Below are 23,125 nucleotides of genomic sequence, written 5' to 3' on the forward strand. Positions count from 1 at the left end.
CTTCTTGTATTCTGCGCGGCGGTTGCACCCGAGCGACCAACACCTCGTACGAGGGGCAGGTGGCGCCTGAAGGTGCCGATTTGTCCAAAACAAGAGACAGGAGAAACAGATGTCGAAGTGCATCAAGAGCATGCTCGCGCTTGGGCTGGTTGCCGGTCTGGCAGCCTGCGCAAAAGCGCCCGAGGAAGAATACGTCGTGGTCGAGCCCGAACCGATCTCGGTCGAGCCGACTTACACCGGCAAGTACAAGTAATCCCTTCCGTGGATTGCCGGGGCAGGCCACAAGGCCTGTCCCATTTCCGCAGCTTGATAAAGATCAAGGTGTAGAGGCCTCGAATAGCGTTTCTTTTTCAAGCCGGGCCTGGCTAGGGCGCGGATTTGGAGAAGATGGAGGCCAAAAAAGATGTTCAATAAGATTAAACCTGTTTTGGCGACTGCAATCCTTGCCGGTGTTGCGGCATGTGCCCAGGCGCCCGAGCCTGTCGGGGTTGCACCTACATTTGATAAACTCGGAAACGCTTACTGCCCGGTCGGGTATGCGCTGTCTGGCGATGTCTGCATCCCTGCAAAAAGCGCGTCCATGTCTGACGACGGGCATGGAACGACGGCGTCAACCGATTCCGGCACGGATGACAGTTCTGACACCGGAACCGATACGGATACCGACACGCCCGGCGATGATGACAATGGCGGCGGTGGAAACCAGAACCAAAGCCAGAACAGCAATCAAAATAGCAACCAGAACAGCAATCAAAACAGCAACCAGAACAGCAACCAGAACAGCAACCAGAGCGGCAATCCGAACGACTGACGCATCCGGCGCCGCGCTCTTCGGATGCATGGAGGGCGCGGCATGCTGAAACACCGTGGTTTCCCGGGCCGTCTTCCCGGGTCCGATTTTCAGTTCACGATCCGACGCGCCAACCCGAAAGGCGCAACGCCCCTGACCCGGCGGGAACGTTACCGCGACCGCAAGGCGGTGGACAAACGCGCCGACGCGGCATTTCTTGGCGCGCTGTGGGACCATTTTGGCGACCAGCCGTTCGAAAGGGGCAATCTGGATGCCGGCAGGCTGAGCTGGCTGTTCGGCCGCGAGGTCATCGCTGCCGAAGATCCGTTCGATCCAGAAAGCTATGACGCCCTTCTCGTGATCGACGAAGCGGTCGCGCGCGCCTCTTTCCCGGAGGTGTTCGAGTGATGATCGGCATTTTCCTGCGCAAGACATCGCAACTTTGGCGGGAAATGGCTTATCCGGCCGGTATTCTCGCAAAGCCGATTGCCGTGCGCGGGCGTGGCATGCATCGTGATTCCGTAGTGGTAAACCGGACATCCCACACCGGGATGATCAGTCTGAACCGTTACCCTTCCCCTGTCGGGCGGCACGGCTACCCCCAAGGCCGGCCGCCCAATTTTTTCCTGTTTGAACAAAAGCTTGGTTCGCATCGGCAAGGGTTCGCCGGAAACGTGCGGATGCGCGTTGCGCCCTTTCCTTCGGGCGCTGGTGTTGCAAGATGGCGTCTGGCGATCAACGCAATCCAGGAACAGGACAAAGCATGCAGATCAAACCGATACTCTTCGCTGTCGCATCGACCGCTGCGCTTGCCGGCTGTGGCGACACCGCATTGGAGCAAAGCCTCATGGGGGCGGGCGCCGGTGCAGCGGGTGCCGCGGTTCTTGATACCAGCCTGGCCGGTGGCGCCCTTGTCGGTGCCGTCGCCAACGTGGCCTATTGCCAGCAATACCCATCGCGGTGTTGACGCAACACTTTGCCGGGTAAGGCGGCTCTCCCCTAGCGGGAAACGACCGGTTTCTGTAAGCTCCTGCTCAAAGCCTGAACATAAAAACCGAGGCAACGAGCATGAAAACCGTCAGAATCCTGGCTGCGATGGGCATCATCGCGGCGATCGCTGGATGTTCGGTGCAACCCGAAACGTCCAGCCGCTTTCAATTCAGCCCGGCGCAAGCGTCGCTTCTGGGCATCGACTGACGCCGCGCACCCGCAACCGGGTGCCGGCCCGCCATCAACCGAACCACACGCGAAACAGCGTCGATCGCCCTTGGGCGGCCGGCGCTGTCTTGCGTTCTGCACCATGAGGAAAAGGGACAGCGCATGTTCAACAAGATCCTGATTGCCAACCGGGGCGAAATCGCCTGCCGCGTGATCAAGACCGCCCGCAAGATGGGCATCAAGACCGTTGCGATCTATTCGGACGCCGACAAGAACGCCTTGCATGTCGAAATGGCCGACGAGGCGGTTCACATCGGCCCGCCGCCGGCCAACCAGTCCTATATCGTGATCGACAACGTCATGGCCGCGATCAAGGGCACCGGTGCCGAGGCCGTGCACCCGGGCTATGGCTTCCTGTCCGAGAACGCGAAATTTGCCGAGGCGCTCGAGGCCGCGGGCGTCGCCTTTATCGGCCCGCCCAAGGGCGCGATCGAGGCGATGGGCGACAAGATCACATCGAAAAAGATCGCCCAGGAGGCGAATGTCAGCACGGTGCCCGGCTATATGGGCCTGATCGACAGCGCCGATGACGCGGTGCGCATCTCGGGCGAAATCGGCTACCCGGTCATGATCAAGGCCAGCGCCGGTGGCGGCGGCAAGGGCATGCGCATCGCCTGGAATGACGAGGAATGCCGCGAGGGCTTCCAAAGCTCCAAGAACGAGGCGGCCAATTCGTTTGGCGACGACCGCATCTTCATCGAGAAATTCGTGACCCAGCCCCGCCATATCGAGATCCAGGTTCTGTGCGACGGACATGGCAACGGCGTCTACCTCGGCGAGCGCGAATGCTCGATCCAGCGCCGGAACCAGAAGGTGATCGAAGAGGCGCCAAGCCCCTTCCTCGACGAGGCCACCCGCCGCGCCATGGGCGAACAGGCCGTGGCCCTGGCCAAGGCCGTGGGATACGCCAGCGCGGGCACGGTGGAATTCATCGTCGATGGTGACAAGAATTTCTACTTCCTCGAAATGAACACGCGCCTGCAGGTGGAACACCCGGTGACCGAACTGATCACCGGTGTCGATCTTGTCGAACAGATGATCCGCGTGGCCGCCGGCGAAAAGCTGTCGATCACCCAGGACGACGTGAAGCTGAACGGCTGGGCGCTGGAAAGCCGTCTTTACGCCGAAGACCCGTATCGCAACTTCCTGCCGTCGATCGGGCGTCTGACCCGCTATCGCCCGCCGATGGAGGTGGCCGCAGGGCCGCTGCTGGAAACCGGTAAGTGGCAGGGCGACGCACCCGCGGGCGACACGGCGGTGCGCAACGATACCGGCGTCTACGAGGGCGGCGAGATCAGCATGTATTACGACCCGATGATCGCCAAGCTCTGCACCTGGGCGCCCACCCGCGCCGAGGCGCTCGAGGCGATGCGCGTCGCGCTCGACCGGTTCGAGGTCGAGGGGATCGGGCACAACCTGCCATTCCTCAGCGCGGTGATGGATCATCCGAAATTCGTGTCGGGCGACATGACCACGGCCTTCATCGCTGAGGAATATCCCGACGGTTTCGAAGGGGTCGAACTGGGCGAGGACGCGCTGCGCCGCATCGCGGCCTCTTGCGCGGCGATGCATCGCGTGGCCGAAATCCGCCGTGCCCGCGTGTCCGGCCGGATGGACAACCACGAACGCCATGTGGGCGAGGAATGGAATGTTTCGCTTCAGGGTCATTCCTTCGACGTCAAGATCGCAGCGGATCGTGACGGCGCGACGATCACCTTCGAAGATGGCAACAGCCATCGCGTGACCGGCGACTGGACGCCGGGCGACCAGATCGCCGACATGCTGGTGGACGGCGCGCCGCTGGTGATGAAGGTCGGCAAGATTTCGGGCGGGTTCCGCATTCGCAGCCGCGGGGCGGATATCAAGGCGCATGTGCGCACCCCGCGCCAGGCCGAACTGGCCCGGATGATGCCGGAAAAACTGCCGCCCGACACATCCAAGATGCTGCTGTGCCCGATGCCCGGCCTGATCGTGAAGATCGACGTTGAAGAGGGCCAGGAAGTGCAGGAGGGCCAGGCGCTCTGCACGGTCGAGGCGATGAAGATGGAAAACATCCTGCGCGCCGAGCGCAAGGGCATCGTCTCGAGGATCAACGCGGGACCGGGCGACAGCCTTGCCGTGGACGACGTGATCATGGAGTTCGAATAACCCCGATGACCCTGCGCGCCGTAACGATGCGGAAAGGGGTTTTCCCCGATGCTGCCCCCCGGACCTGTTTCGGGGGCGGCTCGCATGGCGTTCATGGCGCGTATCTGGATGATCACGATGGCGCTGGCCGTGCTTGCGGCCTGCGATTTGGACGACCCGTCAACGGCGCGGACTTACGTGGCACGCTGGGCGTGGCCCGGCGCGAACACGTTCTTCATGTCCCGCCGCACCTGTTCCGTTGCGGTATTCCGGCTGAAGGCAGGGATTTTGCGCCCGCAGGCCCCGCGTGTCTACGATCTGCGGCAGGGCGTGGCGATGCTGCGGCAGGGCCGCGCCGTGGCCTTTGCGGATACCAGCGTGACACCGGACGCGCTGGCCCAGGCCGTGATGTCCGCGGATCTGCATGCCGGTCTTGGCCTTCTGGCCAGCGTGATGGAGCCGCGCGCCTGCATGACGGACGAGGTCGCGCAGGGCGTTCATCGGCTGCTGACCGCCCGCGGGCTTGTAACGGTGTACGACCCGGCGCAGAGGGCCGTCATGCTTTTGGATTTCGGATCGCGCCACGCCATCGTGATGCGGCGCGCGCCCTGACTCAGCCGGCTTCGCGGCTGTTCATCTCGCGGATTTCCTGCTGCCGGATCGGCATCTTGTCGATCGAGCGGGTGATTTCCCGCACGTCCCAGGGCAGCGGTTTGCGGATGCGCGACAAACCGTCCTTGCTGATGATGACCAGTGAAAATCCACGCGGGTTCAGCTCGCGCCGCAAGGGCGAGCGTGCCTCGGGCGTAGTGTCCGTCAGCACCACGACATCCCGGTACAACAACGGCCCAGGGTCTTCGCGCAGCAGCCGCATCTGTTCGACATATCGTGGATCGTTGGGGCTGTCGGCAAACACGATGACGGGCCGCGATACCCACAAAAATTGGTTCAACTCCACACCTTCCGACGACAGCAGCGGCAATTCCGGCGCGGTATCGGACGACTCCTGCGCCAGTGCGGGCAGGGTGAAAAACAATGCGATCCCAAAGGCTAAGACGTGTTTCATGCGGTCTCCTGTCTGCAAAGATATAGGAAGCTTGCCGGGGGATGCGAATAGGTTTTTCGTGAAACTTCGGCCAAATGCAGCCTTTAAGCGCTTGGTCACGGAGATGCGCGGATGATGACGGCCTGTCATTCATACCGCCGCCCGCCCCTGCAGGCGGCCTTCAGCTGGATCCGCACGGCGATGGACGTCATTCTGCACTTGGGGGCGCACCGCACCGCCTCGACCACATTTCAGGCCTACTTGCGCGACAATTCCGCGGGGCTGTCACGGCATGGAATTTCGGTCTGGGATCCGCGCCGCACCCGCAACGGGCTGTTCGCGGGTATCTGGCCTGCGCCGCAGATGTTCAACTGCGGGCCGCAGCGGGCCGAGGGGCGGATCGCGCTGGCGCTGGCGGCCGAGGCGGGCAGGGGCGCCCGTCAGGTGATTGTGTCGGACGAAAACATCCTGGGAAACCCCCGGCAGGGGGTGCGGGCGGCGGCGTTGTATCCGGCGGCGGGCGAACGCGTGGCGCGCCTGGCCGCAGCATTCCGGGGCCGCATTACGCAGGCTGTGCTGTCGATCCGTTGCCCCGATGCCTATTGGGCCTCGCTGATCGCGATGACGGCCGCGCGCGGCCATCCCTTGCCGGGGCCGATGCGGCTTGCCGCGTTGTCGGACGGCCCGCGCGGCTGGCGCGACGTTGTCGCCGATGTGGCCTGCGCGCTGCCAGGGGTGCCGCTTGCCGTCATGCCGCACGAGGAATACGGCGCCGCGCCCGAACGCCGGCTTGCCCGGATGCTGGGGGACGCTGCCCTTGCGCCGGCCACCCATGCCCGGCGGCGGCTGAACATGGCGCCGCGCCTGCCGCAATTGCGCGCCGCGCTTGCGGCGGCGGGCCGTGACACCGGGCATCTGCCCGCCGGTGACGGTCATTTCGCCCCTTTCACCCCCGCACAGGCCGCGCGGATGCGGGAACAATATTCGGACGATCTGTTCTGGCTGGCCGCCGGCGCGGATGGTCTGGCCACCCTGATGACAGAGAAAGTACCCGGACCAGAGGGGAAAACCCCCGTTCCGGGACAAACAGAAAGAGGACACGCTCATGACCAAGAAGGACGAGTGGCGCAAACTGGCTGAAAAGGAACTCCGCGGCCGCCCGCTGGAGGATCTGACCTGGAACACGCTCGAAGGGATCGAGGTGCAGCCGCTTTACACGGCCGAGGACGTCGAAGACCTGCCGCATATGGGCAGCCTGCCGGGGTTCGGCCCCTTCACGCGCGGCGTGAAGGCCACGATGTATGCCGGCCGTCCCTGGACGATCCGGCAATATGCCGGCTTTTCCACGGCCGAGGATTCGAACGCCTTTTACCGCAAGGCTCTGGCAGCCGGTCAGCAGGGCGTTTCGGTGGCCTTCGACCTTGCCACGCACCGCGGCTATGACAGCGACCACCCCCGCGTCGTGGGCGATGTCGGCAAGGCGGGCGTGGCCATCGACAGCGTCGAGGACATGAAGATCCTGTTCGACGGCATCCCGCTGGATCAGGTCAGCGTGTCGATGACGATGAACGGCGCGGTGATCCCGATCCTCGCGAACTTCATCGTGGTGGGCGAAGAGCAGGGCCATGACAAGGCGCTGCTGTCGGGGACCATTCAGAACGACATTCTGAAGGAATTCATGGTCCGCAACACCTATATCTACCCGCCCGAGCCGTCGATGCGGATCATCTCGGACATCATCGCCTATACCTCGGACAACATGCCGAAATTCAACTCGATCTCGATCTCGGGCTATCACATGCAGGAGGCCGGTGCGAACCTCGTGCAGGAGCTGGCCTATACCCTGGCCGACGGGCGCGAATACGTGCGCGCCGCGATCGAGGCGGGGATGGATGTCGACAAGTTCGCCGGGCGGCTGTCGTTCTTCTTTGCCATCGGCATGAATTTCTTCATGGAAATCGCCAAGCTGCGCGCCGCGCGCACGCTGTGGCACCGCGTCATGACGGAATTCGGCGCCAAATCCGACCGCTCCAAGATGCTGCGCACCCACTGTCAGACATCGGGCGTGTCCCTGCAGGAACAAGACCCCTACAACAACGTGATCCGCACCGCGGTCGAAGCCATGAGCGCGGTCCTCGGCGGCACCCAGTCCCTGCACACCAACAGCTTCGACGAAGCGATTGCCCTGCCGACCGAGTTCAGCGCCCGTATCGCCCGCAACACGCAGCTGATCCTCCAGGAAGAAACCGGGATCACCAAGGTGGTCGATCCGCTGGCGGGCTCCTACTACGTGGAAAGCCTGACCAACGACCTGATCGAAAAGGCCTGGGCCCTGATGGAAGAGGTCGAAGAAATGGGCGGCATGACCAAGGCCGTCGCCAGCGGTATGCCCAAGCTGCGGATCGAGGAATCCGCCGCCACCCGGCAGGCCATGATCGACCGCGGGGACGAGTTAATCGTTGGCGTCAACAAGTACCGCAAGGACAAGGAAGACCCGATCGACATCCTCGATATCGACAACGTCAAGGTGCGCGAAAGCCAGATCGCGCGGCTGGAACGCATCCGCGCCAGCCGTGACGAGGCCGCCTGTCGGGCCGCTCTCGACGAAGTGACCCGCCGCGCCAAAGAGGGCGGCAACCTGTTGGAAGCGGCGGTCGAGGCCGCGCGCGCACGTGCATCCGTGGGGGAAATCAGCATGGCTATGGAAAAGGAATTCGGCCGCCACCGCGCCGAGGTGAAGACCCTGGCAGGCGTCTATGGCGCGGCTTACGAAGGCGACGAAGGCTTTGCCGCGATCCAGAAGTCGGTCGAGGAGTTCGCGGAACAGGAAGGCCGCCGCCCGCGCATGCTGGTCGTCAAGATGGGCCAGGACGGCCATGATCGCGGCGCCAAGGTGATCGCCACCGCCTTTGCCGATATCGGTTTCGATGTCGACGTGGGCCCGCTGTTCCAGACGCCGGATGAGGCGGCACAGGATGCCATCGACAACGATGTGCACGTGGTCGGGATCTCGTCGCAGGCGGCCGGGCACAAGACGCTGGCGCCGCAGTTGATCGACGCGTTGCGCGAAAAGGATGCGGGCGACATCATCGTGATCTGCGGGGGCGTGATCCCGCAGCAGGATTACGATTTCCTGAAAAAGGCAGGCGTCAAGGCGATCTTCGGCCCGGGCACCAACATCCCGGAGGCGGCCCAGGACATCCTGCGCCTGATCCGCGAGGCGCGCGGCTGATCCCGATCGCGGCGCCTGGCACGAAACATCCAGCCCCGCTGCGCGTCCGCGCGGCGGGGCTTCTTTTCGTCGAAAACCGATCTGGCCCCGTCCCGTGCCCGTATTACCTTTAAAGCAGGCGAAAGGCGGCAAGATGCAGCTCATCATTCTTTATGTTGTAACGGCGGTGGTTTTCCTGGCCGTGGACGCTGTGATGCTGACCAAGGTGATGCGCCCGCTGTTCGAAACCCATCTTGGCGATCAGCTGCTCGACAGCCCGCGCCTTGCGCCTGCGGCGCTGTTTTACCTGTTCTACGTGGTCGGCGTGCTGGTCTTTGTCTCCTTGCCCGCGCTTCGCGCCGACGCGCCGCTGCAGGCGCTGTTTATGGGCGCGCTTTTGGGGGCGGTGGCTTATGGCACCTACGAATTCACGAACTTCGCCGTCATGAAAAGCTGGCACTGGCAGATGGTGGCGCTCGATACGGCATGGGGCGCGGTGCTGACGGGTGGCTCGGCCATGATCGGCGTTCTGGCGGCGCGGGCCTTGTCGTCATCGGGATAGGCGATTGTGCCACAGCATGTGGCGGCCGCCTTGGACGGACACCCAAAGGATTGACCGGCCGCGCGTCTGATCCTAGCCTGCGATCATGTTTGTTCACCGGATGTCCGGTCAGTGCAGGGGGTTCCCGATATGAAGTTCAAGTCAGTTTTCACCGCCATCGCCATCACGTTGGCCGCCGCTGTTCCGGCTTCGGCCACCGAGGCCAAGACCTACCCGTATCACGCCAAGGAAAACCACTGCCCGAGCGGCCTGCAGCCAATCGTCATGGCGGGCGTGATCTGCTGCGGAACCCCCAACCAGCCGATGACCTATTCGCAGATGCAGGCGCATCCCGCGGGCTATCGCAAGACGGTCGAACGCAGCGGTCGCCGGATGGTGTGCCCGGCGGGTGAAAAGGGCTGTTTCTACCAGTAAACCGATCCACGGGGGCCGTGCGTGCAACATGCGCACGCCCCGTTTCTAACGATTTCCGGCTTAGATAAGCGTGAGGTCGCTCGCCATCATGCGGCCGTCGCGGCCCTCTTTCAGTTCGAACCCGACTTTCTGGTTGTCCGCCAGACCGGTCAGGCCCGAACGCTCGACGGCCGAAACGTGGACAAATACGTCCTTGCCGCCATCGTCAGGTGCAATGAACCCGTAACCTTTTGTGGTATTGAACCATTTCACGGTGCCAGTAGGCATGTCCCGTGTCTCCTTCTACTTCTCAATCCTTCCCGGATATTCCGGGGTATGCATGCCGGTATTCAGGGGGCCGGCTTGGAAAAAAGCTGGGTCTGAAAGCCATTTTGCACCTGAAAGGATTGCAGCAGTTTTGTAAAACACAAGCAAAACATATCGGGCAGTGACGTAGAAAATCGGCGAAAACAGCCCGCTGAGAAAGGAACTCCAGGTGAAAATCTATGGTCTGAAGAATTGCGATACCTGTCGCAAGGCTTTGAAATCCCTTGAAGATGCGGAACTGGTAGATGTTCGGGCAACACCGATGCCATCCGATGTGCTGGCCCGTGCCTATGCGCGGTTTGGTGCCGATCTTGTGAATCGCCGCTCGACCACCTGGCGAAATCTTGGGCAATCCGAGCGTGAAAGACCCGAACTCGAGCTGCTTGCCGATCATCCCAGCCTGATGAAGCGGCCGCTGATTGAAACCGCGGATGGCAGTCTTTATCTCGGCTGGAGCAAGGAAGTTGAAGCCGCGCTGGCGTAAGCGTGGCTGGAAAGGCAAAGAATGCGGAATGCGGCACTGGTTCTTGGCATCATCGGCGGACTGTTCGCGATGCTGGTCGGTTTTTTCAGCTACGGCTATACCGAGGCCGCGGCGCGCTATGCCGAGATCGAAGAGATCTTCGGCCCGATTGCCAACCGCGACCTGATACGCACCGTCAGTTTCGCCGCGCCGCTGCTGGCCATCGCAGGCGGGGCGATGGCCCGGGCGCGGGCCTTGTGGGGCGGGGTGCTGATGCTGGTGTCGGCGGCAGGCATGTACATTGCCTTTGGCTTCAACGTGTTCACGATGTTCCCGCTGGGCTTTTGCCTGCTGGGTGGGGTTCTGGCGATTGCGGCCGGGAAACCGGACGAGCCGAAGGCGCATTTCTGAACATCACCCGATCCAGCGAAAGCGCGCCTGCGCCCTTGATCGCACTGACCAGCAGAACGAACACCCAAAGTGCGCGTTGATCCAGGATCACGCCGTCGGGCATCCGGTCGAACCACGCGCCAAGGGTCGCGGCATGCTCGATGCCGCCATGACCATAAAGATCGGTCAGGCTCTGGACCGTGATGAATCCGATCATCCCAAGTGCGGCGACACGGGTGAAAAGACCCAGCAATAGCAAAGCGGGCAACAAGAATTCGGCCCAGGTGCCTGCCAGCACGACGATCCCGTGCCAAGGCGGCAATTGGCTGACGTCATAGCCAACCGCCTCGGTCGCGCGCGGGAAAATCTGGGCATAGGCGCCCACCGATGGCTGAAATATACCCAGCACGCCATCGCCCAGCTTTGTCAGGCCCGAGGCCCAGAAATAGGGCAGCAACACGGCCGCGAACACGAACCGCGCCAGCACGGGCAGCATCGCGTCGAGGCGTGACAGGGGCGATGTCAGGCGGTCGTAGAGGTTCAATAGCGAAGTCATGGCAAGTCCTCGGGTTGGCAAAGCGCGCCATGGCCCAGAAGCAGGCCGAGACTGGCGCCGGGGTCGAAATCGGGGGTGTCTTGCAGGGCCAGTTCCGTGGCGCGGCCCAACGGCGCGCCCGATTGCAGGGCCCGCAGAAAGGCAAAGCCGCCGGCAGGAAGGGCAACCGGTTCCGGGTCGAACCCCTGGCGCAGGACGGCGACGTCCTGGCCCGTGCCCGCGGGTTTGGGCGCGCCGTCGCGCATGGTGTAGGCCCAGATTTCCACGATCGGCCAGTCGCTGCGCAACAGCCGTACCGAAGGCGCAAGCGGCAGTCGCGTATCCTCCAGCCGTTCGGGCGGGATCGCGGCCAGCGCATCGGGGGTCAGCGGAACATGATCGGCAGCGTGGTAGCTGCCGCGCAACGCCAGTTCCAGCCGCGCCACATCCGGCAGATAAGGGACATGCGCCAGCGCCTCCATGCCTGCCAGGTAGCCGGGGAAAGCCTGGCCATATCCCATCATCACCGGCGTGCGCGGTGGGTGCGCCACCGCAAAACCACGCGCCAGATGGCGGAAATTGCGTGATCCGATCAGCCGCGCGACGGCCGGAAACCCGGTTTCCATCGCCTCGATCAGCGACACCGCGACATTGTTGCGGTAGACGTCGAACCGCCGCCCGGCCGGGCGCCCCGCGCCGTCCGTGACCCCGTCGGGCACGGGGCGGGCCGCATCGCGCAAGGCAGGCAGGAAATCGGCGATCAGCCCGGTCATGCCGTCACCTGCGCAAGGGCCCTGCCGGCGCGCGCGGCCTCGGCCTCCAGAACGGGCCAGTCGGGCACGTCGGTGTCCCATTCGATCAGCACCGGGCGGGGGCCGCTTTTCGCCAGCACATGGTCCAGCAATGCCCAGACCGGGTCGGCCACTTCGGCGCCATGACTATCGATCAGCAGCGGCGCGCCATGATCGTCATGATCCTCGTCATGGCCGCCGAGATGGATTTCGCCGACCGCCTGCAGCGGGAAGGCATCGATAAAAGCGCGCGGGTCATACCCGAGGTTCATGGCCGACACGAACACGTTGTTCACGTCCAGCAGCAGCCCGCAGCCGGTCCGCCGCGCGATCTCGGCCAGGAACCCGGGTTCGTCCCAGGTGCTGTCGGCAAAGGCGAGGTAGGAGGACGGGTTTTCCAGCAGCATCCGCCGGCCCAGCACTTCCTGCACCTCGTCGATATGATCGCAGATGCGCGTCAGGGTCGCGTCGGTATAGGGCAGGGGAAGCAGGTCGTTGAAAAACGCGCCTTCATGCGTCGACCATGCAAGGTGTTCGGAAAAGCTGGCCGGGTTCAGCCAGTCGCACAGGTGGCGCAGCCGCGCCAGATGATCGGGGTCAAGCCGTCCCTCGCCCCCGATCGACAGACCGACACCATGGACGGATACGGGAAACCGGTCTGAAAGATGGCGCAACTGCGCGATCGGGCGCCCGCCGGCGCCCATGTAGTTTTCGGCGTGAATTTCCAGCCAGCCGAGCGCACCTGGCGACTCCATGATCGCGGCATAATGCTGCGGCTTGTAGCCGACACCGGGTTTCGGGGGCAGGGGCGCGCGGGCGGAATCGAACATCGGGACATCCTCTGGCAGGCAAGGCGGGATGGACGGCCGCAGCCGGCCATCCCTTGGGGCGCAGGCTCAGGTCTGGGGCAGGTCGCGGTCCAGCGGCTCCAGGCTGCCCATGCGGTCGCCCGGCAGGTCGATCTCGGCGCAGGTGCCCGCGTCGACCAGCGTCCAGGCATTGCCCTGGTAATCGACGGTCGAGGTGCCGGCGCAGGTCGTGCCGGGGCCAGCCGCGCAATCGTTCTGCCCGGCCAGGCTGACGCCATAGCATTTTTCCTTTTCCATCGCGCTTGCGGCGGTGCCGTGTGCGGCGATGGCGGTTGCGACGGCGCCCACGAGGGCTGCGGTTTTCAGGGTGGTCGACATGGGTTCTCTCCCTAACTGGGTTTCAATACAGGCCACCGATGCGGTGGTGTTGAAAGGCTGCCAGTCGGAGCACGTCACAGGCCACTCACAGGACCGTGCATCACGGTTGCGTCACGGGGCGTGATGCACGTGAGAGAAGAAAATCGTTTGAAACCAAATAAATAATGCAAAACGCATCGCGGCCCGCCGGTTTTGTTACCGACGGGCCGCGACAGAATGGCACAGTTTGTTACAGAAGATCGGGCGGTGTCGCCTCTTTGGCCAGCGTGCTCACGACCTCATCCAGAGATGTTACAGAGGTCTTCTGCTCGCCAAGGCGCCGGACCGATACGGTGCGCTCTTCGATCTCTTTCATCCCGCAGGCCAGGATAACCGGCACCTTTCCCACCGAATGTTCGCGGATCTTGTAGTTGATCTTTTCGTTGCGCAGGTCGGCTTCGGCGCGGATGCCGGCGGCGTTCAGCGCGGCCACCACCTCGCGGCAGTAATCGTCGGCATCCGACACGATCGACGCCACAACCACCTGGCGCGGGGCCAGCCAGAACGGCAGCTTGCCTTCCCAGTTCTCGATCAGGATGCCGATGAACCGCTCGAACGAGCCGAGGCAGGCCCGGTGCAGCATGAACGGGCGGTGACGTTCGCCATCCGCGCCGATATAGCTGGCGCCAAGCCGCTCGGGCAGGTTCGGGTCAACCTGGAACGTGCCGCATTGCCAGACCCGCCCGATCGCGTCCGTCAGGTAGAAATCCAGCTTGGGCCCGTAGAACGCCCCGTCGCCCGGTTCCAGCGTGTAATCGCGGCCCACGGCCTTGATCGCGTTTTCCAGCGCGCCTTCGACGTAGTCCCAGCTTTCGTCTGTGCCCACACGCTTTTCGGGGCGGGTGGCGAAACGGATCTCGAATTCGGGGAACCCGAGTTCGCGATAGACATCTGCCAGGAAGTCGATGAAGCGCGCGCATTCCTGCTGGATCTGATCCTCGGTGCAGAAAATATGCGCATCGTCCTGGGTAAAGCCGCGCACACGCATGATGCCGTGCAACGCACCCGACGGTTCGAACCGCGCGCACGAGCCGAATTCGGCCAGGCGCAGCGGCAGGTCGCGATAGGATTTCAGCCCCTGGTTATAGACCTGCACGTGGCACGGGCAGTTCATCGGCTTGAGCGCGTTGATACGGGTCTGGTCCTTGTTCTTTGCGCTGGCATCGTCTTTCTCGCCATCGCGGCTTTCGTCGACTTCGACGATGAACATGTGATGCTGGTATTTTTCCCAGTGACCCGAAGCTTCCCACAGCTTGCGGTCGACGACCTGCGGCGTGTTGATCTCGTTATAGCCACCGGCGCGCTGCTTGCGGCGCATGTAATCCTGCAGCGTGGTGTAGATCGTCCAGCCGTTGGGATGCCAGAACACCTGCCCGGGCGCCTCTTCCTGCATGTGGAACAGGTCCATTTCGCGGCCCAGCTTGCGGTGGTCGCGCTTGGCGGCCTCTTCCAGCATGTGCAGGTGCGCCTTGAGCTGTTCCTTGTTCTGGAAAGCCACGCCATAGATGCGCTGCAGCATCTGTCGGCTGCTGTCGCCGCGCCAATAGGCGCCCGCGACGCTCATCAGCTTGAAGGCGTCTGCGGGAACCTGCCCGGTGTGCTGCAGGTGCGGGCCGCGGCAAAGATCCTGCCAGTGGCCATGCCAGTACATGCGGATCGGATCGCTGCCGGGAATGGCCTCGATCAGTTCGACCTTGTAGGGCTCGTTGTTGGCCTCGTAGTACTTGATGGCGCGGTCGCGATCCCACACCTCGGTGGTGACGGGGTCGCGCTTGTTGATGATCTCGCGCATCTTCTTTTCGATGGCGCCCAGGTCTTCGGGGGTGAAAGGCTCGGCGCGGTCGAAATCGTAATACCAGCCGTTGTCGATCACCGGGCCGATCGTGACCTTCACGTCGGGCCAGATCTCCTGCACGGCGCGGGCCATGATATGCGCCAGGTCGTGGCGGATCAGCTCCAGCGCGGGCGCGGCATCCTGCATCGTGTTGATGGCGATCGTCGCATCCCCGTCGATCGGCCACTGGAGATCCCAGTGCTGGCCGTTCACGGTGGCGCTGATGGCCTTTTTCGAAAGCGATTTGGAAATATCGGCGGCCACTTCGGCAGGGGTTATGCCTGCTGCGTAGTCGCGCGCATTGCCATCGGGGAATGTGAGGGAAATCTGTGCCATCTGGCTGGCTCCTCGTCGGTTTGGCGCCCACGGAACGCCCGGTTGCGGGTATATGGTGTGGGGCGCTTCTGCCCCTCTGCAAAGGCAAAGTCAAGCACGCGAAACCGCGCGGCATCGGTGGAAAACCGCGCGGTCGCGCTTAGGTAAGGACAGGCACGGCGCGGGTGCCTGCCGCGTGACGATTGGATGAGGGAATGACCGACAGCCGCTCACAAGAGCTGTTCGAAACGCTGGCCGGCGAGGCCGATGGCGGACAGCACGAGGCCCGCAACGGGTTGCGCCACATGGCCGCGCTGAGCCTGACGAAGATATCCGACGGGCTGATCGACCCCAAACTGGTTCTGAGCTGGCTGCTCACCGGGTTGGGCACGCCTGCGGCCTTCGTCGGTGCGCTGGTCCCGATACGCGAGGCTGGCGCGCTTTTGCCGCAGCTTGGTCTGGCCACAATCCTGCGCCGCATGACGCAGCGCAAATGGATGTGGGTCGCGGGCTCGGCGGTGCAGGGGATGGCCGCGGCGGGAATTGCGATTGCCACGGCCATGCTGTCGGGCTGGCAGGCGGGGCTTGTTGTCTGCGCACTGCTCGCGGTGCTGGCGCTGGCGCGTGCGGCCTGTTCGGTCAGCTACAAGGATATCCTCGGCAAGACCGTCGGCAACACGCGGCGGGGCGCGGTGACGGGGTTTGCCGGGTCGGTGTCGGCGGCGGCTGTGTTCGGCTTTGCGCTGCTGCTGTTGTCGGGCTTGCTGGAAAGCCGCGCCGCCGTGATCTGGGCCGTGGTTCTGGCGGCGGTTCTTTGGGTCGTGGCGGCGGCGATCCTCGCCACGCTGGCCGAACCCGCAAGCGAAGACCCCGGCGCCAAGGACCGACCCGACTATGTCGGCATCCTGCGCCGCGATGCGCAGTTGCGCCGCTTCATCGCCGTGCGCGGGCTGCTGGTCGTCACCTCGCTGGCGCCGCCCTATTTCGTCGTGCTTGCCGGTCAGGCCGGGGCGGCAGGGCTGGACCAGCTGGGCGCTCTGGTGCTGGCATCGAGCGCGGCGGCGTTCCTGTCCTCGTATGTCTGGGGGCGGCTTTCCGACCGGTCTTCGCGGCTGGTGCTGGTCCTTGCGGGCATCGTGGCCGCCATCGCCATGCTGGGCGCGGTCGGCCTGCACCTGGCGGGGCAGGCGGGCGGCTGGGGCATCCCGGCGGTGCTGTTCGTGCAGATGATCGCCTATCATGGCGTGCGGCAGGGTCGCTCGACCTACCTGGTCGACATGTCGCCCGAGGATGCCCGTGCCTCCTACGCGGCGCTGGCCAACACGGTCATCGGCACATTGTTGTTGATCGTTGGCGCGCTGGGTGGGGCGTTATCCGCCATCGGCGCGGGCTGGGCGCTGACCGGGTTTGCGGTGCTGTCGGTTCTGGGCGCGGCCTTCGCGCTGGGCCTGCGCGAAGTCGAAGACACCTGACGCCCGAATACCCGATTGCACCTGCTGTTCTCGCATGCACTATGGGCGCAAAAGGGAGAGCAACATGCCGGAAACCGACTGGGCGCGCCTGAAGGCGCATGAACTGCGCCAGCTGGCCGACGAAAACGCCGTGGTAATCCTGCCCGTCGCCTCGATCGAGCAGCACGGCCCGCATCTGCCGACGATGACCGACACCCGGCTGGGATACGAAATCGCCCACCGCGCCGCGCGCATCGCCTATGACACGCGGCCCGTGGTGGTGACGCCCGTTGTCTGGTCGGGGCTGAGCGAACATCACATGCCCTTCGGCGGCACCCTGACGGTCAGCCATGCGACGTTCCGGGCCATCCTGGCCGATCTGATCGACGCTCTGACGCGGCTCGGGTTCCGCGACATCCTGATTTCCAACAGCCATGGCGGTAATATCATCTCATGTCAGCAGATCATCGACGAACTTGCCCCGCAGGTAGAGGCCACGTTGGCCTTCGTCACCTATCCGATGGAAGCCGCCGAGGCTTATGGCGGGATACTTGAGGATCAGGCCCAGATCATGCATGCGGGCGAGGGCGAGACATCCATGATGATGGCCTGCGAGGGCGATCTGGTCGACACTTCCGATCTGGGCGGTATCGTCCAGATGGGCGAAGACAGCGGCGCCAGTTTTCTCAAGGCCGGCAAATCCGGCTATCGCTGGCGGCCATTCGCCCACATGACGGCCAACGGCCTTGCGGGTAACCCGACGCGTTCGAGCGCGGAAAAAGGGGAACGCCTGCTGCAGGCGGGCGCCGAGGCGGTCGCTGCGCTGATCACCGATCCGGCCACATGGGCCGCACCGCAGGACATGCGCGGCGCCGGCACCCAGGGCGTGAACTTTCGCAAAGAGTGACGGTATGACCGAACCCAGCTACATCGACACGCCGCAGGGGCGGCGCATCGCGTATCACAAGACCGAAGGCACTGGCCCAGGTGTGGTGTTCCTGGGCGGGTTCAAATCCGACATGGAAGGCACCAAGGCGCTGCATCTCGAAGATTGGGCGCGTACGGTGGGCCGGGCCTTTCTGCGGTTCGATTATTCCGGTCACGGCCAGAGCTCGGGCGATTTCGAGGATGGCTGCATCGGCGATTGGGCGGCGGATGCCATGGCCGCGATCGCGGGCCTGACCGAGGGGCCGCAGATCCTTGTCGGATCGTCCATGGGCGGCTGGGTTTCCCTGCTGACATGCCGCGCGATGCCCGAACGCGTGGCCGGTCTGGTGACCATCGCCGCCGCGCCCGACTTCACCGAAGATTCGATGTGGGCGGGTTTCGACGACGCGCAGCGTGCCGCGTTGTCAAAGGACGGCCGGGTCGAATTGCCCAGCGAATACGATGACAGCCCCTATGTCATCACGCGGCGCCTGATCGAGGATGGCCGCAATCAACTGGTTTTGCGCGACGCGCTGCCCTTGCCGTTTCCGGTGCGGTTCCTGCAGGGCACGGCGGATGCGGATGTGGACATGTCGGTCGCGTTGCGGCTGCTGGAACATGCCCAGGGCCCGGACATGCGCCTGACGCTGGTGGACGGGGCGGATCACCGGTTCTCGGACAGCGATTGCCTGGGCCTGATCGTGCAGTCCATCGAGGAGGTGACAGCGCGGATAGGGGGCGCGTGATGCGCGGCGCGGTCAAATGGCTTGGCCGGGGGCTGTTGTTCTTGGCCGTGTGTGCCGCCGGCCTTTTCGTGCTGGGCCCGTACGAACCCGTCGACGCAGAAATCACTCTGGACCGGGATGCGATTGCCGCCGATCCGGCGGGTTATCTGGCCATGCGCGAGGCGCGGTTCGGCGACATCCGGCCGGGTCAGCAAAAGCAGATCGTCTGGGCCGGTGCGCCGGGCGCGAAGACCCCGCTGAGCGTGGTGTATTTCCATGGCTTTTCCGCCAGTGCCAACGAAATCCGTCCGGTGCCCGACAACGTGGCAGGGGCCTTGGGCGCGAACCTTGTCTTCACCCGGTTCGCCGGTCATGGGCGCGATAGCGGCGCGATGGGCGAGGCCCGCGCCGGTGACTGGATCGCGGATGCCGCCGAAGCGATGGAGGTGGCCCGCGCCGTGGGCGACGAGGTGGTGATCATCTCGACCTCGACCGGGGGAACGCTGGCCGCGCTGGCGGCAATCGACCCGGAGATGTCGCGAGGATTGAAGGGGATCGTGTTCGTCGCGCCCAATTTCGGTATCAACAACCCCGCCGCGCCGCTGCTGACCCTGCCCGCCGCGCGGCAATGGCTGCCCGTCCTTTTCGGCGCGACCCGCAGCTACGAGCCCGCAAGCGACGCGCAGGCCGCAAGCTGGACGACTAGCTATCCATCGACCGCCGTTCTGCCGCTGGCCGCGCTGGTGCAACATGCCGTGGCGCAGGATTTCGGCCGGGCGACCGCACCGGCGCTGTTCTATTTCTCGGAACACGACAAGGTGGTCGTTCCGTCCCGCACCCACGAGATCATCGAACGCTGGGGCGGGCCTGTCACGGTGATGGCGCCGCGCCTTGGGCCGCGGGACGATCCCAACGCCCACGTGATCACCGGCGATATCATGTCGCCCGGAACGACCGCTGAGGCGACCGGAATAATCCTCGACTGGGTGCGGGGGATGTGAGGTGCGGGATTGCAGGAGCTCGGCCGCCAAGGCATATCGCGTCAGTGTGAAAGCGTGAGGGGGGCGTTAGAAAATGGCTGAGCCGCTGGTCTTTCTGCCCGGCATGATGTGTGACGCGCGCCTGTTCGAACCGCAGGTGAACGAGCTGTCGCGCGAGCGCCCGGTCATGGTCGCCCCGATCAGCGCCGGAGAACGTATCGAGGAAATCGCGAGCGGGCTGCTCGATGCGCTGCCGCGCAAGTTTGCGCTGGCCGGGCTGAGCATGGGGGGTATCGTCGCGATGGAAATCCTGCGTCGTGCACCCGATCGCGTGGCGCGTATCGCGCTGATGGATACCAACCCGCTGGCGGAAACGCCGCAAAGCGCCAGCGCCTACGAGCCGCTTCTGATCAAGGCGCGCGCCGGGCGGCTGGACGAGGCCCTGCGCGACATGATGCGCCCCGATTACCTGGCGCCGGGGCCGGGGCGCGCGGGGATTATGAACCGTTTTCTGGAAATGGCCGCCGATCATGGCCCCGAGGTGTTCGCCCGCCAGATCCGCGCGCTGCAACGCCGCCGCGACCAGCAGCCGACCCTGCGCCGCTGCAAGGTGCCCGCGCTGGTGCTGTGCGGCGCGCATGACGGGCTGACCCCGCCCAAGCGCCACAGTTTCATGGCCGAGCTGATCCCCTATGCGGAACTGGCAATCCTGGAAGATGCCGGTCACCTGCCGACGATGGAAGCCCCGGACGCGGTGACCGCGGCTCTGCGGGGCTGGCTGGCGCAGCCATTCGTGCTGCAATGACGGACCGTTTGGCAGGATACGGCCCTGTCGTGCCCTTCGGCACGGCCATGCCCGCGTGGCCTACCCGGCCAGAGCGGCGGGCGGCGGGGTTGTCATTCGCGCCCGACCTGGAAAGCGCGCTGCGTGCGGCCGGTCTGCAGGATGGGCAATCCGTGTCCTTTCATCACCATCTGCGCAACGGCGACGGGGTTCTGAACGCCACGCTCGATGCGGCGGCGGGGCTTGGCGTGGGCGATCTGACGCTCTGCCCAAGTTCGGTCTTTCCGGTTCATGCCCCGCTGGTGGGCCACATGGCGCGCGGCACGGTGACGGGGCTGCGCACGGGCTATGTCTCGGGTCCGGTGGCGCAGGCGCTGGGGCAAGGTGTGCTGGCGCGCCCGGCGGTTCTGACGACACATGGGGGCCGTGCGCGCGATGTCGAAAGCGGCCGTACCGTGCCGGACGTCGCCGTGATCGCCGCGGCGATGGCGGATCGCGCGGGCAACCTGACCGGGCTTTACGGGGACGAGGCGTTCGGCCCGATGGGATATGCCCAACCCGATGCCGCCCATGCGCGCCATGTCATCGCGGTGACGGATTGCCTTGTCGACACGCTGCCCGTGGCCCCGGCCATTCCCGGCCATCAGGTCGACCAGATCGTCGTTCTGCCCCGCATCGGCGCGGCGGCGGGGATCGTTTCGGGCACGACGCAGATCACGCAAGACCCCGAGGGGCTGCGCATCGCAGACATGGCCGCACGTCTGATCGCGGCATCCGGCGCAATGCGTGACGGATTGAACTTTCAGACCGGGGCAGGGGCGGTGTCGCTGGCCGTCGCGGCGCGGCTTGGCAGTTTCATGCGCGATGCCGGCGTGACCGGCGGCTTCGCCTGCGGGGGTATCACGGCACCGCTTGTAGACCTGCACCGCGCGGGCCTGTTTCCGGTGCTTCGCGATGTGCAGTGCTTCGATCTTGCGGGTGTCGAAAGCCTGCGGGACGATCCGGGCCACAGCCCGATGTCTGCCAGCGAATATGCCCATCCCGACCGGGCCGATTCAGTCGTTGGGGCGCTCGATGTGGTGATTTTGGGTGCGGCCGAGGTCGATCTGGAGTTCAACGTGAACGTCACCACCGGCAGCGATGGCGCGATCCTTGGCGGATCGGGCGGTCACGCCGATTGTGCGGCCGGGGCCGATCTGACGATCATCGTCACGCGCCGTGCCGCGCGCGGAAGCAGCCGCATCGTCGACCGCGTGACCTGCCGGACGACGCCGGGGCGCGATATCGACGCCGTCGTGACCGAGGCCGGTATCGCCATCAACCCCGCCCGCACCGAACTGATCGACCGCGCCCGCGCGGCGGGTCTGCCCGTGGTTTCGCTGGACGAGATGCGCAGGGGCCTGCCGCTACCGGAAACTCGGGGCGATCAGGGTCCGGTCGTGGCCGTGTGCGAATACCGCGACGGCAGCGTGATCGACCTGGTCAGGGGGCGCGATGGCGGATGACTGGCGCAAGAGCCTGAAGCGCGCCCGCCAGCGCACCCAGATATGGGCACGCCGGCACATTCCGCCGGGCCTGCGTCTGGTGGTCGGCCTGATCGTGATGGTGGGCGGCGTGTTCGGATTTTTGCCGGTGCTGGGGTTCTGGATGATCCCGCTGGGCCTTGCCATCGCCGCGCTGGACGTTGTGCCGCTCTGGCGGTGGCTGCGTGGGCGCCACCGCAAGGACGACTAGACCCGGCCTACTTGGCCGCCGCGTTGCGGTTGGCGGGCTTGAGCGCCTTCTTGCCGCTGTTGGCGTTCATGAAATCCAAAACCAGCGGGCGGATGTTGTTGCGCCAGCTCTTGCCCGCGAAGATGCCGTAATGACCCGCGCCGGGTTCGACATGGCTGGCCTTCATGCTGTCGGGCAGACCCGTGCAAAGACCAAGCGCCGCGACGCACTGACCGGGGGCCGAGATGTCGTCATTCGCGCCTTCGACCGTCTTGACCGCGACCTTGGTGATCTTGCCGATATCCACCTTCTTGCCCGCGACGGTAAAGACGTTGCGCGCGATTTCGCGGTTCTTGAAGACCCGCTCCACCGTCGACAGGTAGAATTCGGCCGTCATGTCCATCACGGCAAGGTATTCGTCGTAAAAGCGGTTATGCGCATCGTGATCCGACGCCTCGCCGCGCATTACGCGCGAAATCTGGTCCTGGAACGCCTTGGAGTGGCGGTCGGCGTTCATCGACATGAACGATGCCAGTTGCAAGAGGCCCGGATAGACCATGCGCCCCACGCCTTCGTATTTGAAACCGACGCGCTGGATCATCATTTCCTCGAGCTGGCCCATGGTGACGCGGTTGCCGAAATCGGTCACGTCGGTGGGGGTGGCGTCGGGGTCGATCGGGCCGCCGATCAGGGTCAGGGTGCGCGGCTGTGCGTCGGGCTCTTCCTCGGCCAGGTATGCGGTTGCGGCCAGCGTCAGCGGCGCGGGCTGGCACACGGCGATCACATGCGTGTCGGGGCCGAGATGCTTCATGAAATCGACAAGGTAGAGGGTGTAATCCTCGACATCGAACTTGCCTTCGGACACCGGGATGTCGCGCGCGTTATGCCAGTCGGTGACATACACTTCGTTGTTGACGATCAGCGACTTCACGGTCGAGCGCAGAAGCGTCGCGTAATGGCCCGACATCGGCGCGACGAGAAGGATCTTGCGCGGCTGTTCGGCGCGGCCCCCGACATTGAAATGGATCAGGTCGCCAAAGGGCTTTTCGACCACCGTTTCGATGTTGACCAGATGGTCCTTGCCGTCTTCGCAGGTGAAGGTGCGGATACCCCAATCCGGTTTGGCGACCATGCGCTGGAAGGTGCGTTCCGTCACCTCGCCCCAGGCGGCCATCCACTGCAGTGCGGGATTTGGCACCATGCTGAAAATTGGGTAGGATGCAAAGGAAAGGGCGGAGGCACCCAGCCATTGATTTGTGTTGCGCATGGTTTCCATCAGATCGTATGTGGCCATGTAGCGCATTTGCGGTATCTCCAT

The 23,125-nt window shown here is 64.4% G+C and carries 28 protein-coding genes; 20 read left to right on the forward strand and 8 right to left on the reverse strand.

Going from position 1 to position 23,125, the window contains the following annotated elements; genetic code table 11:
- The first annotated feature begins 109 nt into the window (after positions 1–109).
- The 7 genes from BLT50_RS19260 to BLT50_RS08005 all read left to right on the forward strand — a co-directional run bounded on the left by BLT50_RS19260 (position 110) and on the right by BLT50_RS08005 (position 4,747).
- Entirely contained in the window at positions 110–253 is a 144-nt protein-coding gene (locus BLT50_RS19260) for a hypothetical protein (protein WP_175491425.1), read from the forward strand.
- Positions 254–403: 150 nt separating this feature from the next.
- Positions 404–811, forward strand: coding sequence for a hypothetical protein (locus BLT50_RS19000; RefSeq protein ID WP_139170491.1), 408 nt, complete (start codon positions 404–406; stop codon positions 809–811).
- 42 nt (positions 812–853) lie between these two features.
- Entirely contained in the window at positions 854–1,198 is a 345-nt protein-coding gene (locus BLT50_RS07990; RefSeq protein WP_090028140.1) for a hypothetical protein, read from the forward strand.
- A gap of 355 nt (positions 1,199–1,553) precedes the next feature.
- On the forward strand, positions 1,554–1,757 hold the full coding sequence (locus BLT50_RS07995; RefSeq protein WP_090028141.1) for a hypothetical protein: 204 nt from the start codon (positions 1,554–1,556) through the stop codon (positions 1,755–1,757).
- Between the two features lie 101 nt (positions 1,758–1,858).
- Positions 1,859–1,987: a hypothetical protein gene (locus tag BLT50_RS19695; RefSeq protein WP_281241630.1), complete on the forward strand. Its 129-nt coding sequence runs from the start codon at positions 1,859–1,861 to the stop codon at positions 1,985–1,987.
- Positions 1,988–2,110: 123 nt separating this feature from the next.
- Positions 2,111–4,156, forward strand: a complete 2,046-nt coding sequence (locus BLT50_RS08000) for an acetyl-CoA carboxylase biotin carboxylase subunit (protein WP_090028142.1) — start codon at positions 2,111–2,113, stop codon at positions 4,154–4,156.
- A 48-nt stretch (positions 4,157–4,204) separates the two neighbouring features.
- Positions 4,205–4,747 carry a hypothetical protein gene (locus BLT50_RS08005; RefSeq protein ID WP_139170492.1) on the forward strand — a complete coding sequence of 181 codons (543 nt, stop codon included), beginning with the start codon at positions 4,205–4,207 and terminating at the stop codon, positions 4,745–4,747.
- A 1-nt stretch (position 4,748) separates the two neighbouring features.
- On the opposite strand, the gene BLT50_RS08010 is transcribed toward BLT50_RS08005, so the two are convergent.
- Positions 4,749–5,201 (reverse strand): DUF4174 domain-containing protein, encoded by a 453-nt coding sequence (locus BLT50_RS08010; protein ID WP_090028144.1) that lies wholly within the window; start codon positions 5,199–5,201, stop codon positions 4,749–4,751.
- 111 nt (positions 5,202–5,312) lie between these two features.
- Between BLT50_RS08010 and BLT50_RS08015 the strand changes: the two genes are divergently transcribed.
- From BLT50_RS08015 to BLT50_RS08030, 4 genes are all read left to right on the forward strand, one after another.
- Positions 5,313–6,320 carry a hypothetical protein gene (locus BLT50_RS08015; protein WP_245723331.1) on the forward strand — a complete coding sequence of 336 codons (1,008 nt, stop codon included), beginning with the start codon at positions 5,313–5,315 and terminating at the stop codon, positions 6,318–6,320.
- Entirely contained in the window at positions 6,286–8,412 is a 2,127-nt protein-coding gene (gene scpA, locus BLT50_RS08020) for a methylmalonyl-CoA mutase (RefSeq protein ID WP_090028145.1), read from the forward strand. Before BLT50_RS08015 ends, scpA begins: the two co-directional genes overlap by 35 nt.
- Before the next feature lie 133 nt (positions 8,413–8,545).
- Positions 8,546–8,953, forward strand: a complete 408-nt coding sequence (locus tag BLT50_RS08025; RefSeq protein ID WP_090028146.1) for a DUF2177 family protein — start codon at positions 8,546–8,548, stop codon at positions 8,951–8,953.
- A 129-nt stretch (positions 8,954–9,082) separates the two neighbouring features.
- Entirely contained in the window at positions 9,083–9,367 is a 285-nt protein-coding gene (locus BLT50_RS08030) for a hypothetical protein (protein ID WP_090028147.1), read from the forward strand.
- A gap of 60 nt (positions 9,368–9,427) precedes the next feature.
- Here the strand turns inward: BLT50_RS08030 and BLT50_RS08035 are convergent, their stop codons facing one another.
- Positions 9,428–9,634, reverse strand: coding sequence for a cold-shock protein (locus BLT50_RS08035; RefSeq protein WP_090028148.1), 207 nt, complete (start codon positions 9,632–9,634; stop codon positions 9,428–9,430).
- Between the two features lie 208 nt (positions 9,635–9,842).
- Here BLT50_RS08035 and BLT50_RS08040 point away from each other — a divergent pair, with 208 nt between their 5' ends.
- Both BLT50_RS08040 and BLT50_RS08045 read left to right on the forward strand, forming a co-directional pair.
- Entirely contained in the window at positions 9,843–10,157 is a 315-nt protein-coding gene (locus BLT50_RS08040) for an arsenate reductase family protein (RefSeq protein WP_090028149.1), read from the forward strand.
- A 21-nt stretch (positions 10,158–10,178) separates the two neighbouring features.
- A complete protein-coding gene (locus BLT50_RS08045; RefSeq protein WP_090028150.1) occupies positions 10,179–10,547 on the forward strand; it encodes a hypothetical protein in 369 nt (122 codons plus the stop codon).
- Here the strand turns inward: BLT50_RS08045 and BLT50_RS08050 are convergent.
- From BLT50_RS08050 to thrS, 5 genes are all read right to left on the reverse strand, one after another.
- Positions 10,459–11,082: a DoxX family membrane protein gene (locus BLT50_RS08050; protein ID WP_090028151.1), complete on the reverse strand. Its 624-nt coding sequence runs from the start codon at positions 11,080–11,082 to the stop codon at positions 10,459–10,461. The genes BLT50_RS08045 and BLT50_RS08050 overlap by 89 nt on opposite strands.
- Positions 11,079–11,834 (reverse strand): HvfC/BufC N-terminal domain-containing protein, encoded by a 756-nt coding sequence (locus BLT50_RS08055; RefSeq protein ID WP_090028152.1) that lies wholly within the window; start codon positions 11,832–11,834, stop codon positions 11,079–11,081. Before BLT50_RS08055 ends, BLT50_RS08050 begins: the two co-directional genes overlap by 4 nt.
- Positions 11,831–12,682, reverse strand: a complete 852-nt coding sequence (bufB, locus tag BLT50_RS08060; protein WP_090028153.1) for an MNIO family bufferin maturase — start codon at positions 12,680–12,682, stop codon at positions 11,831–11,833. Before bufB ends, BLT50_RS08055 begins: the two co-directional genes overlap by 4 nt.
- A gap of 66 nt (positions 12,683–12,748) precedes the next feature.
- Positions 12,749–13,039, reverse strand: coding sequence for a BufA1 family periplasmic bufferin-type metallophore (locus BLT50_RS08065; RefSeq protein WP_090028154.1), 291 nt, complete (start codon positions 13,037–13,039; stop codon positions 12,749–12,751).
- 229 nt (positions 13,040–13,268) lie between these two features.
- Positions 13,269–15,248 carry a threonine--tRNA ligase gene (thrS, locus tag BLT50_RS08070; RefSeq protein WP_090028155.1) on the reverse strand — a complete coding sequence of 660 codons (1,980 nt, stop codon included), beginning with the start codon at positions 15,246–15,248 and terminating at the stop codon, positions 13,269–13,271.
- A gap of 194 nt (positions 15,249–15,442) precedes the next feature.
- On the opposite strand from thrS, the gene BLT50_RS08075 reads away from it, so the two are divergent.
- The 7 genes from BLT50_RS08075 (at position 15,443) to BLT50_RS08105 (ending at position 21,828) form a co-directional block, all read left to right on the forward strand.
- On the forward strand, positions 15,443–16,699 hold the full coding sequence (locus BLT50_RS08075; protein ID WP_090028156.1) for an MFS transporter: 1,257 nt from the start codon (positions 15,443–15,445) through the stop codon (positions 16,697–16,699).
- A 64-nt stretch (positions 16,700–16,763) separates the two neighbouring features.
- Complete coding sequence (locus BLT50_RS08080) at positions 16,764–17,585, forward strand: creatininase family protein (RefSeq protein WP_175491426.1); 822 nt, start codon at positions 16,764–16,766, stop codon at positions 17,583–17,585.
- Positions 17,586–17,589: 4 nt separating this feature from the next.
- The gene (locus tag BLT50_RS08085; RefSeq protein ID WP_090028158.1) at positions 17,590–18,351 is read left to right on the forward strand and encodes an alpha/beta fold hydrolase; all 762 of its coding nucleotides are present in this window, start codon (positions 17,590–17,592) and stop codon (positions 18,349–18,351) included.
- A complete protein-coding gene (locus tag BLT50_RS08090) occupies positions 18,351–19,331 on the forward strand; it encodes an alpha/beta hydrolase (RefSeq protein WP_090028159.1) in 981 nt (326 codons plus the stop codon). The genes BLT50_RS08085 and BLT50_RS08090 overlap by 1 nt, the downstream gene beginning before the upstream one ends.
- A gap of 73 nt (positions 19,332–19,404) precedes the next feature.
- Positions 19,405–20,115 carry an alpha/beta fold hydrolase gene (locus BLT50_RS08095; RefSeq protein ID WP_090028160.1) on the forward strand — a complete coding sequence of 237 codons (711 nt, stop codon included), beginning with the start codon at positions 19,405–19,407 and terminating at the stop codon, positions 20,113–20,115.
- Positions 20,112–21,599, forward strand: coding sequence for a citrate lyase subunit alpha (locus BLT50_RS08100; protein ID WP_090028161.1), 1,488 nt, complete (start codon positions 20,112–20,114; stop codon positions 21,597–21,599). Before BLT50_RS08095 ends, BLT50_RS08100 begins: the two co-directional genes overlap by 4 nt.
- Positions 21,589–21,828 (forward strand): hypothetical protein, encoded by a 240-nt coding sequence (locus BLT50_RS08105; RefSeq protein WP_090028162.1) that lies wholly within the window; start codon positions 21,589–21,591, stop codon positions 21,826–21,828. Before BLT50_RS08100 ends, BLT50_RS08105 begins: the two co-directional genes overlap by 11 nt.
- A 7-nt stretch (positions 21,829–21,835) precedes the next feature.
- Here the strand turns inward: BLT50_RS08105 and phaZ are convergent, their stop codons facing one another.
- Positions 21,836–23,110, reverse strand: a complete 1,275-nt coding sequence (gene phaZ, locus BLT50_RS08110; RefSeq protein WP_090028337.1) for a polyhydroxyalkanoate depolymerase — start codon at positions 23,108–23,110, stop codon at positions 21,836–21,838.
- Positions 23,111–23,125: the final 15 nt, after the last annotated feature.

Source organism: Lutimaribacter saemankumensis (assembly GCF_900100005.1).
Classification (GTDB): domain Bacteria; phylum Pseudomonadota; class Alphaproteobacteria; order Rhodobacterales; family Rhodobacteraceae; genus Lutimaribacter; species Lutimaribacter saemankumensis.